The sequence below is a fragment of the Brevibacterium atlanticum genome, from assembly GCF_011617245.1.
In the GTDB taxonomy this organism is placed as follows: Bacteria; Actinomycetota; Actinomycetes; order Actinomycetales; family Brevibacteriaceae; genus Brevibacterium; species Brevibacterium atlanticum.
In genome coordinates, this window is the sequence record NZ_CP050152.1 from 1,019,033 (window position 1) to 1,033,822 (window position 14,790).

Genomic DNA, 14,790 nt, shown 5'->3' on the forward strand with positions numbered 1-14,790 from the left:
AAGGCATCTCTCCTCAGCTCAGACGGCGCCGGCGGATGAGGAGGACGACGCTCGCGCCGATCGCGATGAGACCCGCCGCGATCGCCATCATCACCGTCGGGTCGGCACCCGTTCTGGGCAGATGGCCGGCCGCGTCGCTGCCGCTCGCGCTGTTGCTGCCAGCGTTCGTCCCGTCGGAATCGCTTGCAGAAGCACCGCCGTCAGCGGCCGAGCTGCCGCCGTCGGCGTTGCTTCCGCCGCCGTCCGAGCCGGCAGAGTCCGAGCTGTCTGCGTCCTCGGAACCCTCGTCGGCCCCGTCCTCCGAGTCCTCATCGAAGAGTCCGACGACCACCGGATCGTGGTCGGAGGCGCGGAACTGGTCCGGTGCGAAGAGATCGGCGACGTTGTAGTTGAACCGGCTGTATTCGAGAGCGAGCGGTTCGACCGAATTGATGTTCCACACGTCGGCGCCGGTGATCGCGTCGAATCCGCTGGAAGGCAGGGCCGCCTCGGTGCCGGTGTTCTGTGCACCGGTCGACGCGTCCCCGTCTGTCGAGGTGTCGAGCGCGAGCACATGGTCGAGGCTGCCGGTGCGTGACTGATAGACATAGGTCGATTTCTTCGTCTTCTCCGCTGCGACATCCTTGTACCCGGCCTCGTAGAAGACCTGCATCGGATCCTCCTGCGTGTAGGAGTTGAAGTCTCCGAGCAGGTAGACGAAGTCGCTGTCCGCAGCCTCCTGCCGGTCTGCGGCGAAGTCCACGAGTGATTTCGCCTGCATCACACGGTCGGCGTTCGAGGCTCCCTGACCATCACCGCTGTCCTCATTGCCCGGGCCCTCGCCCGAACCCTTCGACTTGAAGTGGTTCGTGATCGTCACGAAGGTCTTGTCCTTCTCGACCTCGCCGGCCGAATCCTTCGGTGCAAACGCCTGGGACAGGGGTTCGCGCGCATTCGAGAACGCATCCTCATCGTCAAGGATCGTTGACACTCCCTGCGGGGCCACCTCGGCGGGCTGATAGATCTGCGCATTGCGGATGACGTCCTCATCGGACGGCACCTGCGTGGGGGAGGGCACGAAAGCCCACTTCTCGGCCCCGGCCGCCTCGTTGAGGCGATCGACGAGCGTCGACAGGGCCGCGTCGCGATCCTCGCCGAAGGCCGCGGAGTTCTCGATCTCCATGAGCGAAACGACAGAGGTGTCGACCTTGTTGATCGCGGTGACGATCTTCGTCTCCTGGCGCTTGAGGCTCTCCTCCGTCGCCGCTCCACGAGTATCGCAGCCGCCGCGGACGGTGATGTGGTTGCCTTCGCGATCATCGTAGTACTCGCACCCGTCGAGCTGATCACCGGTCGTGGTGAAGTAGTTGAGGACGTTGAAGCTCGCGAGGCTGACCTGACCGCCGACGGATTCCGGGGCGTCGGTGCGAGTGTCGGTGAATCTCGTCGGCTGCACTGCTTCGGCGTTATCACCGGTCAGACGGGTCGTCGGCTGGAACCGCCACTTCTCGTGATCGAAGCCGAGGACCACGGGCGAGGTGAACGACGCGCTCGCCCCGACACGGACCGGGGCGTCCTTGGACAGGTAGGGCAGCGGCACGTCCGTGTCGGACTTGAGGAAGTTGACGGTCGCCCCGTCGTCGAGGACGACCTCACGTTCGAGGTTCTCCTGCTCCAGGGCCTTCGCCTCGGGGCTGCCGGGTCGTTCGACGTCGGTGGCCTGCGGGAGGGTGCCCTCGCCGGTGGCCAGCACGACCTCACCGTACGTGTTCGTGTTGTAGTTATCGGCCACGGTCAGCGCTTCGCCGGGCTGGAGGAGCATGCCCTCGAGCGCCTCACGTTCGGCAGGATCGTCGGGGAACGCGTCCTCATCCGGTTTGACCGCCTCGGCGGGTTCATCGAGCGTGGTCAGTCCGCTGACGGACACGGAGATCTGGGTCTGGCCGTAGCGTTCGGACACGGTGCCGGTGACCTCGACGTGGTCGTCGATGTCCACGTCGGCGACGGTGTCGGGGGAATAGACGAACACGCCGTCGGAGGCTCCCGGGGTCGCATCGTCGGGGCCACCGGACCCCGGCGTCTGAATGTAGTAGCCGTCGAGGCCGCCCTCGGGATAGGCGGCGGTGACGATGCCGCGGGTGGTCACCTTTTTGCCCTGCAGGGGGCTTTCCTCGCCTGTGCTTTGGATGTCGGCGATCGGGGTGACTTCGCCGGGGGTGGTGCCATCGCCGTCGTCGTCCCCGTCGCCGTCGTCCCCGTCGCCGTCGTCGTCGCTGTCGGGTAGGGCATTCGGGGTCGGGGAGGCGGATGTCCAGGCGTCATCGACGAGTTGGATCGAGTCTCCGCCCGAGGCAGTCGCGCCGGTCGGTTCGGCGTCCTGGCCGATGACGGGATCGGGGGTGAAGGTGTTCTTCGTGCCGGTGACTCCCTTGCCGCCGACGGTGCCGCCGATCTGCTGGAAATCAAGAAGCGCGCCGGATTCGTCGATGACAAAGGCGCTCGAACCGTAATCGCCGTCGGCGGCCGAGCCTGCCCTGACGGAGTTCGTGATCGGCACCTCGAGCGCCAGTGCGCCGGAGTCGCCGACCGTCGTGTCCTCCGGCACCGTGGTCGTGTTCTCCTGTGCCTGGACGCTGCCTCCGCGAGTCACGGAACCGACGGTCCAGCCCGAGACATCGGTACCGGGATCGGCGGCGATCTCGACGAAGTCCGTGTCGAGCGTGTAGGCGATCTCGGAGATGTGAGTGTCGCCGGCCGGGGTATCGGCATCCGCGACGGTGGCGGCACCGGCAGGGTCCAGCGGGAGCGTCAGTCCCGCGACGAGGCTGATCGCTGCGGCGGCGGAGAGGGTGGTCGTGACTTTCATGGTGCCCTTTCGTCAAGGCTGAGAAGCGGTGCACAACGTGACGCTTCACGCGCGCAGACTTTTGCACCCTACTGGCCCACACGTCGACGACGACGGCGAAGATGTGAACAGCTTGTGAACACTCGGGCAGTCCACTGAACGTCACGGATGTGACCGATCCTACACGGTGAGTGCCAACTCCCCTTCCCTCCCAGAACTACGTGACGGCGGCCCAGCAACCTCGCGCGAGGTTGCTGGGCCGCCGTCAGGTAGCAATTAGGAGGTGAGGGTGGTGGCGAGGGTGTGGAAGTCGCGGCTGGGGTTGCCGAAGCGGTGCAGCGTCATCGACACCGCCTGCTCCTGCACGTAGTACCGCAGCTCGACTCTCCCCGAGGAGGTCACCGGCTCATCGATGATCGCGACCTCCGGGCGCGGTGCGGCCGCGGCCAGCAGCTCGTCTTCGAAGCGGCCGAGGATGCGGATGCGCGCACCCACGGTGTCGTCGTAGCGACCTTCGCCCACCATCTCGGCGAACTTCTCCGCCGACTCCGTGCGAGCCGCGACATTGGCGTTCGTGATGGCCAGCTTCACCTCGGCGGGCACATCCTCGGCGACGGAGACCTGCACCGTCGACCCCACGGTCGCCGCCGCATGCAGGGAGCGTTCGAGGTCGAACAGGCTCGCTTCGGCGCTCACTCGCAGGGTGACCGGGCGTGGGCGGTAGCGGAAGATGTTCGCTTCGGCATTGAGCCCGGTGAGGTCCTTCGCCGCCCCGAATTCGCGATCGAACCAGCGGCGATCATCGGCCTTCGCCGCCTCGAGGCGGCGATTGTCGTCGTCTCCGGCACCCGGCAGCGAGGCCGGGTCATCGTCGAAGTGACCGAAGAGCATGAGGTAGTTCGGCCCGCCGGCCTTCGACCCCAGCCCCACCGACGACTGCTTCCAGCCGCCGAAGGACTGCCGGCGCACGATCGCTCCGGTGATGCCGCGATTGACGTAGGCGTTGCCGACCTCCACCCGGTCGAGCCAGGTGGCGACCTCCTCGGGGTCGAGGGAGTGGATGCCGCCGGTGAGCCCGAAGTCCACGGCGTTCTGGAACTCGATCGCCTCGTCGAGATCATGGGCGTGCATGAGTCCGAGCACCGGACCGAAGACCTCAGTGAGGTGGAAGAACGACCCCGGCTTCACCCCATCCTTGATGCCCGGGCTCCACAGCCGGCCGGTGTCGTCGAGCTGCTTGGGCTCGAGCAGCCAGGACTCGCCGGGCTCGAGCGAGGTCAGCGCCCGGTGCAGCTTGTCGGAGGGATCCTCGGTCAGTGGTCCCATGGTGGCCGCGAGGTTCGCCGGCCAGTCGACGACCATCGACGAGGCGGCATCGACGAGCTGGCGCCGGTAACGCTCGGAATCGTAGGTCGAACCGACCATAATGCCCAACGAGGCGGCCGAGCACTTCTGCCCGGCGTGGCCGAATGCCGAATACATGAGATCGGCCATTGCCAGGTCCCGGTCCGCGGCCGGGGTGATGACCAGGGCGTTCTTGCCCGAGGTCTCCGCGTTGACGTGGAGTTCGGGGCGGAAGGACTTGAACAGCGCCGCCGTCTCCGAGGCCCCGGTGAGGATGACCCTGTCGACATCGGGATGCGAGACGAGATGCTGGCCGAGCTCGCGCTCGACAGGGGCGCACAGCTGGAGGACGTCCTTCGGAACGCCGGCCTCCCACAGGCAGTCGATGATGAGCGCCGAGCAGTGCGGCGTCGGCTTCGATGGCTTGTGGATCACCGCGGACCCGGCCGCCAGGGCCGCCACCGTGCCGCCGGTGGGGATTGCGATGGGGAAGTTCCACGGGGGAGTGATGACGACCATCTCGTCCGGGGTGAACGTCGCACCGTCGAGGCTCTCGAGTTCGAGCGAGTTGATCGCGTAGTAGCGGATGAAGTCGATGGCTTCGGAGACCTCGGGGTCTGACTGCGAGGGCATCTTGCCGACCTCGGCGGCCTCGACGGCGATGAACTCACCGCGGCGGGCAGCGAAGATGTTCGCCGCCTTGTGGAGGATCTCCGCACGACCGGCCGCCCCGAGCTCGCGCCAGCCCTTCGCCGCGGCGCGACCGCGGGCGATCATCTCATCGAGTTCGTCCGTCGATTCGACACTCGGCGCATGAGGGCGGTCGTCGAGGTAGCCCGGGGCGGTCGCCTCGGCGATGATCTTTCGCACCCACGCCTGGTTCGCCGGCAAGGAAGGATCGGTGTCGGGTTCGTTGAAGAACTGCTCGGGGACCACCGAGGCTGCTGCGGCGGCCGTGGAATCCGCCTCGGCGGCGCGATCCTGGGTCCGGTTCGGCTTCGGCGCGGTCTCACCCTCGGTCTCGAGGATGCCCTCGAGCTGGGCGACGGCGGCGGTGAACCGGTCGGCCTCGCGTTTGAATACCTCGTTGCCGTTGGCGAGGTCGAAGATGCCGGACATGAAGTTCTCCGAGGCGGAGTTCTCCTCGAGGCGGCGCACGAGGTAGGAGATCGCGACGTCGAACTCCTTCGGGTGTACGGCAGGGACATAGAGGAGGAGGTCGCCGACGTCCTCGGTCACGGCGGCAGCCTGTTCGCTGGCCATGCCCTGGAGCATCTCGAACTCGACTCGGTGGGTGACCTCGCGGTCATCGGCGAGGTGGTGGGCGAAGGCGATGTCGAAGAGGTTGTGTCCGGCTACGCCGATGCGCAGCCCCTTCATCCGCTCAGGCGTGAACAGCCAGTGCAGGACCCGCTTGTAGTTCGCGTCCGTTGACTGCTTCGAATCGCACGTCGTCGCCGGCCAGCCGGCGATCTCGGCGTGCACGGTCTCCATCGCGAGGTTCGCGCCCTTGACGAGGCGGACCTTGACGCCGACTCCGCCGTTCTCGACGCGGTTCGCAGCGAATTCGCTCAGACGCTGCACCGCGCCGAGGGCGTCGGGCTGGTAGGCCTGGATGACGATTCCGGCCTCGAGGTCCTTGAACTCCGGCTCCGAGAGCAGCCGGGTGAACACGGCGATCGTCAGCTCGAGGTCCTGGTATTCCTCCATGTCGAGGTTGACGAACTTCGCCCCCGTCGGAGCTTTCGCGGCCTGACTGTAGAGGGGACGGAGACGGTCGACGACGTAGTCGACCGTCTCATCGAAGGCCCACATCGAGATCTGCGAGGCGACCGAGGAGACCTTGACCGAGACGTAGTCGACGTCCTCCCGCGCGAGCAGACGGTGGGTCTCTTCGAGGTGATGATCGGCCTCGCCGTCACCGAGCACGGCTTCACCGAGGAGGTTGATGTTGAGTCGGTGGCCGTCGCCGGTGAGCGCGGCCACGGTCTTGCCGAACTGCTTGTCGCGGGCGTCGACGACCATGTGCCCGACCATCTGGCGCAGGCGGGTGCGGGCGGCGGGCACGACGACCTGCGGGGCGATCCGTCCGAGCGCAGCACCGGCCCTGATCTGGGCACGGTCGAGAGCGGACATGGTCTCGGGGGCGAGCTTGCCGACCTCGCTCAGGGCGTCGGCGGCCGCGTGGACGTCATCGGTGCGCACCACGCGGTCGACGAACCCGACGGTGAAGTCGAGACCGTTGGGATCGGAGAGGACCGCGGAGAGCCGTTCGGCGGCGGGGTTCTTCGCGGCGGTCTTCGACGTCGCCACCCGCAGCCATCGGCGGACGGTGTCGATGGACCGGGCGGTCAGCTGTTCGAGATCGGTGTCGGTGTGCAGCAACGGTGCTTCCCTCTCTGTCTTTTCTGGTGCTCTCACGCATCGGCGCTGACCGTGGAGCTGTCGTCGGCTTCAGTATGCGCCGCGGAATTCGCGTGGTGAAGGGATCGGAAACGGAAGGAGGAATGAGTGAGTCAGAAGTCCTAGAATTGAGTCATGTACTCCCCGGAATTCCGCCGTGAGGCCGTGGCGGCGCTGAAGACCTCCACCCTCGCCGAGGTGGCCGCCAACACGGGTGCGTCACCGTCGAGCCTGCGTCGCTGGGTCGGTCGTTCCGACCTCGCCGATCGCCCGCGCAGCGGGCGCCCGCCGATCCAGGACACGGCCGATCAGGTCGTCGAGGCGCTCGTCGCCACCGCCGGGGCGCGGATCTCGGGGAAGGACTATTCGACGCGGGCCCTGGCCGAGGCGACGGGGCTGAGTCAGAGCATCGTGTCGCGATCCGTGCGCGGTCTCACCGTACCCCTCACCGACGTCGGGGGCGGACGCGAACTCAGCCTCGTTGCTGCTGGGTTCCCCCTCCTCATCCTCGGTGCGCGCACCGAGGATGCCGGCGGCGAGGACGGTGGCGGCGGACCTGCGGTGCCGCCTCGGCGGATCCAGCGGCGCATCGCAGGAATCGCCGCCGCACTGCGCTCAGCCGGAGTGGGGCGATGGGCGCAGCGCTTCGACAGCGAGCATCGGCAGGTGCCGACCGATAATCTGCTCGAACTCATCGCCGCAGGCGGCAGCGACCGCTTCCTCGTCTTCGACCCTCTGGGGGAGGTGCCGGTCGAGGTCGTCGCGGAATCCGATTCCCGGGTGGAGGTCCACCGTGACTTCGCCGAGTTCCTCGAGGCGCTCAAGGATCTCCTCGCTGGATGCCAGGACATCCCCGGCTCGCTGCTCGATCTGCTCTCGGCCCGAGTGAGGAACGGTCTCGAAGGTGTGTTGTGGCGCGATTCGGTCGGTGTGGATGCGTCGAGAAGTTCCATGAGTTCTGACTCAATGGAGATCTCGTCGTGGCTGCCGAAAGAGACGCGGTCGATCACCGAACACCTCGCGATCGCTCTGCGCGAAGAGATCATCGACTCCGCCTACGAGCCCGGGGACAGGATCAATCCTCGCCTGCTCTCCCGGCGTATGCGCGTGCCCCGCGCATCGGTCGACGCGGCGCTGCGCCGGATGGTCGATGACAAGCTGCTCGATGGGTCCCGCGGTGGTGCGCGGATCCCGCTGATCACGACCGGCGATGTGCTCGACCTCTATGCCGCCCGCATGGCCATCGGCGAGGTGGTGCTGCGCTCTCTGTCCCTGCGTCCACAGCGCTACCTCGTGCCCGTACAGCTGGCCCTGCGGCAGGTCGAGGCGTCGGCGCCGACGCGCAGCGGGATCGACGTCGAGGACGCCGACCTGCACTACCAGCAGGAGCTCGCCAGGGCCTCGGGGCTGCGCGAGTCCGCACGGGTGTTCGAGGCCGTGACGCTGCGGCTGAGGCTGTTCATCTCCGTGCTCCAGCTCGACTACTCGCCGGCCAGCGACCGCATCGTCAGCGACGACCGGGCGATGTTCGCGGCCCTGAGCCGCGGGGACGCGAAGACCGCCATCGAGGTCTGGAGGGGCAAGGTCGACAATGCGGTGCGGCATATGGCGGGCCTGCTCGGACGGCGTCGCTTCGACCAGGAGCTGTGGACTCAGCTGACGCGCAGCCTCGCGTGAGTACGGGAGGCGGGAGCCACCTCGGCGGGGGTGGTGGTATAGATTTGGGGCGTGGAGACTTTGGTTGTAGGCGTGGCCGGCGGCACCGGCAGCGGAAAGACGACGCTGACTCAGGCGCTGTTGGACAAGTGCGCGGGACCGCCCTCTGTGCTCTATCACGACAACTACTACAAGCGGCGTGACGATCTGACCTACGAGGAGCGGGAGCAGGTCAACTACGACGACCTCGACGCCTTCGACAACGACCTCTTCGTCGAACACCTCATCGCGCTGCGAGCCTCGCAGGCGGTCGACAGCCCGGTCTATGACTTCTCGAACCACAACCGCAGCGATGAGACGACCCGTGTCGAGCCCGCCCCGGTGGTCATCGTCGAGGGCATCCTCATCTTCGCCGAACCGCGGATCTGCGGCCTGCTCGACATCAAACTCTTCGTCGACACCGATGCCGATGTGCGGCTGCTGCGGCGGATCAAACGCGACGTCGTCGACCGCGGGCGGACCCTGCAGTCGGTGGAGGATCAGTACCTGGGCACGGTCAAGCCGATGCACGAGCTCTACGTCGAGCCCTCGAAGCGCAACGCCGACCTCATCATCCCCGAGGGCGGGCACAACATCGTCGCGATGGACATGATCCTCAACCGGATCCAGCGCGGGGTCGGCTGAGGCGGATCTCTTCTCGACCGGTCCGGCCTATGGTTGGCCGGTCCGACCTCTGGTTGGACAGTCTGACCAGGTCAAACAGCCACTGTTGGGGCGAAGGTGGAAGTCATGTCAGTGCCGCGCAGTACGGTCTTTTCATGGACACCGACCCCGCCTGGGATCCGATGGAGGATTCCGCAGCGCTGACCGAGATCACTCGGTTCGGTGCCCTCCTGCGCGCTCTCGCGGTCGGTGAGACCGAGGCCGAGACGCTCGCGCGGATCACCGCGCTCGAGGAGCTCAAGGCCACCGTCGTCGCAGCTCAGGCCAGGGAGGCCTTGGCCTTCGAAGAGCTGCGCATCCACCGCGACCAGGTCAACCGTGTGCCCGCCCGCGAGTGCGGGAGGCGGGCCGGCGACGAGGTTGGGCTGGCGAAGAAGGTCTCGCCCGGTTCGGGGCGGAAGTTCCTCAGCACCTCCCGCACCGTCGTGACGGGTATGCCCAATACGTTCAAGGCACTGTCGACCGGGGAGATCTCGGAGGACAAGGCGCGGATCATGGTCGAGGAGACCGCCGTGCTCGACGACGCCGATCGTCGCAGGGTCGACACACGCATGAAACGGAGCCTGGGACCGGCGGGACTGCGCAGCCTGCGCGCCGAAGCGCGAGCGCTGAGCGCGGAGATGGACGCCGAGGCGGCCGCAAAGCGTGCGGCGAAGGCGGCGGCGAACCGCCGGGTGAGCCTGACCCCGATCGAGGACGGCATGGGCAGGATCTCGGCGATCCTGCCGCTGCCTCAAGCCATTGCCGCCTTCGAGAGCCTCCGTGACGGTGCCGAGACGATCACCGCCGGAGGCGGCGCGGATGGTCGGGGCCGTCAGCAGGTGATGGCCGACCTGTTCGTCGAACGGCTGAGCGGACAGGCGGAGGCGGCCGCGGTTCCGGCGGAGATCCACCTGCTGGTCGAGGCCGAATCGCTGCTCTCGGACGGCATGGTTCCGGCCTGGCTGCCTGGCTTCGGCCCGCTGCCGGCGAAGACGGCGCGCGAGTTCGTGGCCGCGAACGAGGCTCAGATGTTCATCAATCGAATCTTCACCCGCCCCGAGGACGGACAGCTGGTGGGCATGGAGGCGCGAGGCCGCGAGTTCACCGGTCGCCTGCGCCAGATGCTCGTCTTCCGCGACGACGTGTGCCGGACCCCTTGGTGCGATGCGCCCATCCGGCACGCCGATCATGCCGAGTCCTACGCCGAGGGCGGGCAGACGAGCTGGGAGAACGGCTCGGGGCTGTGCGCGGCCTGCAATTACGCCAAGGAACACCCCGGCTGGCTCCACGAAGCGACCGCCGAGGGGCTCAAGGTCACCACCCCGAGCGGCCGCAGCTACGAGGCAGCGACCCCGGCACTGGTGCGACGGATGAGGTTCCCCCGCCCCGAGGTGGCGCCTCGGTCGGGTAATTCCCCACCGGACGCAGCCGACTGGCGCCTCGCCTTCTCCCGGTTCCTCGAACCTGAGAGGCCTGGCGCGGACGTGCCCGGTTCGTCGGGTGCGGCGGACGTGGGCGAGACCGACGGCACCGGGTCGCGCGAGGTCGACCTTCTCTGTCTGCCGATCACCTCGGCAGAGGCCGAGAAGTTCGCCGACTTCTCGGGCGAATGGTGGACCATCGACCCGCCCGCCGAGTTCGCCGAGCACCATCTTCCCCGCCGGTACTGCACCCGCGCCGAGAAGGACGCCCGCAGGCGCACCGTCATCGGGCAGATGCGGTCGGAGCCGGTGTGCACCGACAGCCAGATCGAGCGGCAGCTGGTCGCGCAGATCATCAGCCGCGGCTGATCTGAAGGCCGGCCGTGTCGGATCTGCAACATCGCGGGAACACCTGGAACACCCCCTCATCAGAGGATCGTTTCTATGGTCAGGGAACACGGCACTACGGGCGCAGGATCGAGCGACGGCATCGGGCGGGGTCTCGGTCTCGTGGCCCAAGTGCTGCCGCTCGGTGCTGTCGCCTGTTGGGTGATCACGATCTTCGTGCCCGTTCTCGACAGCGGCGAACCCGATTCCCTGCGGATCCGGGTCACCTCCCTCGGATTCTCACCGATCGACATGAACGACCTCGATGAGGTCTACCTCCTTCTGTGGGTCGTCATCCTCGTCGGCGCCGTCACGGCGTGGCTCATGGAGGCCTCGAAGTGGTGGTCGGTGGCCGCGATCGTCCTCGGCACAGGGCTCGGCCTGCGACTGCTGCAGATGGTCGTCGATCCGCCCTATCTGCTCTGGGACGGACAGACCGCGAACGGCATGCCCACCGGCGGAATGGAGATCGCTTACCCGGCCGCGGGCTTCGGCTTCTGGGTCGTCGGCAGCCTGCTCTTCATCGCCGCCGGAATCTGCGGACTCATCGCCGAGGCGCGACGGACCCGCGAACGCCGCGACCGGATCAGACGGTGCATGAAGAAGAACCAGGGCTCGGCCGCGTGAAGGCCGAGCCGGCCTCACTTCACCGGAGCGAAGACTCCTGCGAAGAACTCGCCGATCTCCTCATGAGCATCCACGGGGAAGATTCCCGCGACGTACTGGTCGGGACGAACCACGACGACAGCACCGTCGCGACTGATCGCCCGTGCTTCGAAGATGTCCTCGTCGGGCAGCGTCGCATAGATCTTCTCCACGTACTCGAGGTCGAAGGCGCCCACATGCGGACGGAAGACCTGCGGCACATCGGGAAACGCGAACTCCTTGTGCTCCTGCTGGTAGATCACGCTGAGTTCGACCAGGGCATCGACGTCCTCACCCTCGCGTCGGTAGGCGACCAGGGGAGAGGCCGGGTCCGATTCCAGCCAAGTGGCCAACGCGTTCACCTTCGACCGTGCATCGGCCGCAGAATCGCCGCCGGCCGTCGGGGCAGCGCGATCGGCAAAGACGTAGATGCGCCAGCGGCCGTCGGCGCGGGCCTCGTGGCCGAGGTGGACGAAGTTCGCGTCGCAGCTGCGCTTGACTCTCGCCGACTTGAACCGCTTGCCGATCGGGAATCCGGCCGCAAGCTCCTGATGCGTTGTCGAAGTCGTGATCATCGACTCGGTGTACTCGGTCATGAAGCCGGCCGGGAACTCCGCGGTTTTGACGTAGAACTCCTCGAGGTAGGTCTTGTCCGGCAGCTCCTCCTGCGGTGTCGCCATGAGCGTCGACCATTCCTTGTCGAAGTCGATGAGGTTCTTCGCCGCCACCTGGCGTTCCGCCGAATAGGTCCGCAGCAGCTCCGTCGATGACCGCCCTGTGATCACCTGCCCGAGTTTCCACGCGATGTTGAACCCGTCCTGCATCGACACGTTCATGCCCTGACCGGCCTTCGCCGAGTGCGTATGGCAGGCATCGCCGGTGATGAACACGCGCGGGCAGGGCGAGCCGGGATCCGACTCGTCCGAGTCGTCGAAGGCATCCGTGAGACGGTGCCCGACCTCGTAGACACTGTGCCACGCCACGTTCTTCACATCGATGCTGTACGGGGCGATGATCGCGTTCGCCCGAGCGATGATCTCGTCGATGCCCGTCGACCGCACCCTCCGTGCATCGTCTGCCGGCACCTCGCCGAGGTCGACGTACATGCGGAAGAGGTGACCGCCCTCGCGCGGGATGTGGAGGATGTTGCCGTTCTTCGATGAGATCGCGCACTTGGTGCGGATGTCGGGGAAGTCGGAGTTCGCGAGCACATCCATCACACCCCACGCGTGATTGGCCTGGTCGCCAGTCATCGTCCGGCCGATCGCCGACCGCACCTTCGACCTGGCCCCATCGCAGCCGACGACGTAGCCGGCGCGAATCGTCCGCTCCTCGCCGGCGCGTTCGCCGGCGGTATAGCGGACGGTGACGGAGACCGGATGCTCCTTCGCCGACGCAGCGGCTGCCTCGTCGGCGCCCTCGTCGACATCGGTGTCGACAGTGAGGTCGACGAATTCGATGCCGTAGTCGGGGGTGATCCGGCCCGGCGACTGGACAGCGAACTGGGCGAAGTAGTCGAGCACGCGCGCCTGGTTGACGATGAGGTGAGGGAACTCGCTGATTCCGTGCTCATCGTCCTTCGGTCGACCGGTGCGGATGATGTGCTCGGGGTTCTCCGGATCCGGGTTCCAGAACGACATCTCCGTGATGTGGTAGCCCTCGCGCATGATCTCCTCGGCGAAGCCGAACGCCTGGAACGTCTCGACCGAACGCGCCTGGATGCCGTCGGCCTGACCGATGACCAGACGCGAATCGCGCTTCTCGATCATCCTCGCGTTGACGTCGGGGTACTGCGAGAGCTGCGCGGCCGCAATCATTCCCGCGGGTCCGCTGCCGACGATGAGGACATCGACCTCATCGGGCAGATCCTCGCTGCGATCGACTCCGAAGCCTGCGGCCTCCTCGATCCGCGGATCGGCCGAGACGTAGCCGTTCTGGTGGAAATGCATGTCAACCTCCGGTTCGTGACACTTCGTCGTGATATTCGAATGCTATCAGTTCATATACGATCTGCTGGTGCCGGAGTGGTCCCGGTCACCGCTCGAGCTGGTCAGGTCTGCGCGCGATCCCATCCCGATGATCGGACTCACCGACTGCTCGGCCTCGTGGTCGGGGCCCAGCGGAATCCCGGTGCGATCGCGCAGCATCAGCGTGGCGATGAGCGCGAGCACGGTGACGATGCCCAGATACACGGCCACCGAGGTGGTCGTGCCCGTCGCTGAGACGAGGGCCTTTGCGATCGTCGGGGCGAAGGCCCCGCCGAGGATCGACCCGATCGCATAGGAGACCGAGACGCCGGAGAAGCGGACGCTCGAGGGGAACAGCTCGGCGTACATCGCCGGCTGCTGACCGTAGGTGAATCCGAGGCCGACGGTGAGGATGACGAGGCCGAGCAGCAGCATCTCGATGCGGCCGGTGCCCACGAGCGGGAACAGCGATCCGATGCCGATCAGCAGCAGGAGCCAGCCGAGGATGTAGGTGTTCCGACGCCCGATCCGATCCGAGACCGCACCGGCGATGATTGTGAACACCAGCCAGGACACCGCCGAGGCGGCCACCGCCCACAGCACGGGACCGCGCTCGAGGCCGATGGGGCCGGCCGGATCCGTGGCGAAGTTCTGGATGTATCCGCCCGTGGTCATGTACCCCGCGGCATTGTTGCCCATGAACACCAGGGAGGCGAGGACGACGAGCAGCCAGTGGCCCTTGAACAGGCGGCCCAGCGGGTTCGACACCTGCTCCTTGCGGGCGGCGATCTCGTGGAAGACCGGGGATTCCTCGACGCCGCGGCGGATCCAGTACCCGACGAACACGAGGGCGACCGAGAGGTAGAAAGGCACCCTCCACCCCCATTCGAGGAAGGCCTCGCCCGGGGCGATCGACGTCATCAGCGCGAGCACTCCTGAGGACAGCAGCAGGCCGATCGAGACCCCGATCTGAGGGAAGGATCCGCGCAGGCCGCGGGTCTTCTCGCCTGCATGTTCGACCGCGAGCAGGACGGCCCCGCCCCATTCGCCGCCGGCGGAGACGCCCTGGACGATGCGCAGGGCGATGAGCAGGATCGGGGCCAGTGCGCCCGCGGACTCATACGTCGGCAGGAAGCCGATGAGAGCCGTGGCCGCGCCCATGGCGATGAGCGTGATGATGAGGACGACGCGACGACCGAGCCTGTCGCCGTAGTGACCGGCGAGGAAGGCGCCCAAGGGGCGGAAGAGGAAGCTGATGCCGACCGTCGCGAAGGCGACCATCGTCGACATCGTCGACCCGAGCGGGCCGAAGAAGAGCTGGTTGAAGACCAGTCCCGAGGCTGCCGCGTAGAGGAAGTAGTCGTACCACTCGATGCTCGTGCCCACGATCGTCGCGAACGCCACCCTGGTCTGGGTGTGCTGTGCTGCCATGACTTCT

Annotated in this window: 8 protein-coding genes; 4 read left to right on the forward strand and 4 right to left on the reverse strand. The window is 66.9% G+C overall.

Annotated features, from left to right (window positions below):
• Positions 1 to 13: 13 nt before the first annotated feature.
• Both GUY23_RS04350 and GUY23_RS04355 read right to left on the reverse strand, forming a co-directional pair.
• Positions 14 to 2,845 carry an ExeM/NucH family extracellular endonuclease gene (locus GUY23_RS04350; protein ID WP_166970057.1) on the reverse strand — a complete coding sequence of 944 codons (2,832 nt, stop codon included), beginning with the start codon at positions 2,843 to 2,845 and terminating at the stop codon, positions 14 to 16.
• Positions 2,846 to 3,100: 255 nt separating this feature from the next.
• On the reverse strand, positions 3,101 to 6,553 hold the full coding sequence (locus GUY23_RS04355) for a bifunctional proline dehydrogenase/L-glutamate gamma-semialdehyde dehydrogenase (protein ID WP_208085472.1): 3,453 nt from the start codon (positions 6,551 to 6,553) through the stop codon (positions 3,101 to 3,103).
• A gap of 153 nt (positions 6,554 to 6,706) precedes the next feature.
• On the opposite strand from GUY23_RS04355, the gene GUY23_RS04360 reads away from it, so the two are divergent.
• The 4 genes from GUY23_RS04360 to GUY23_RS04375 all read left to right on the forward strand — a co-directional run bounded on the left by GUY23_RS04360 (position 6,707) and on the right by GUY23_RS04375 (position 11,367).
• Complete coding sequence (locus GUY23_RS04360; RefSeq protein WP_166970059.1) at positions 6,707 to 8,248, forward strand: FCD domain-containing protein; 1,542 nt, start codon at positions 6,707 to 6,709, stop codon at positions 8,246 to 8,248.
• Between the two features lie 51 nt (positions 8,249 to 8,299).
• Positions 8,300 to 8,911, forward strand: a complete 612-nt coding sequence (udk, locus tag GUY23_RS04365) for a uridine kinase (protein WP_166970061.1) — start codon at positions 8,300 to 8,302, stop codon at positions 8,909 to 8,911.
• Between the two features lie 134 nt (positions 8,912 to 9,045).
• The gene (locus GUY23_RS04370; RefSeq protein WP_166970063.1) at positions 9,046 to 10,722 is read left to right on the forward strand and encodes an HNH endonuclease; all 1,677 of its coding nucleotides are present in this window, start codon (positions 9,046 to 9,048) and stop codon (positions 10,720 to 10,722) included.
• 75 nt (positions 10,723 to 10,797) lie between these two features.
• Complete coding sequence (locus GUY23_RS04375) at positions 10,798 to 11,367, forward strand: hypothetical protein (protein ID WP_166970065.1); 570 nt, start codon at positions 10,798 to 10,800, stop codon at positions 11,365 to 11,367.
• Between the two features lie 14 nt (positions 11,368 to 11,381).
• Here the strand turns inward: GUY23_RS04375 and GUY23_RS04380 are convergent, their stop codons facing one another.
• Both GUY23_RS04380 and GUY23_RS04385 read right to left on the reverse strand, forming a co-directional pair.
• Positions 11,382 to 13,334: an FAD-dependent monooxygenase gene (locus tag GUY23_RS04380; RefSeq protein ID WP_166970067.1), complete on the reverse strand. Its 1,953-nt coding sequence runs from the start codon at positions 13,332 to 13,334 to the stop codon at positions 11,382 to 11,384.
• A 45-nt stretch (positions 13,335 to 13,379) separates the two neighbouring features.
• Positions 13,380 to 14,783, reverse strand: coding sequence for an MFS transporter (locus GUY23_RS04385; protein WP_166970068.1), 1,404 nt, complete (start codon positions 14,781 to 14,783; stop codon positions 13,380 to 13,382).
• Between the last annotated feature and the right edge of the window lie 7 nt (positions 14,784 to 14,790).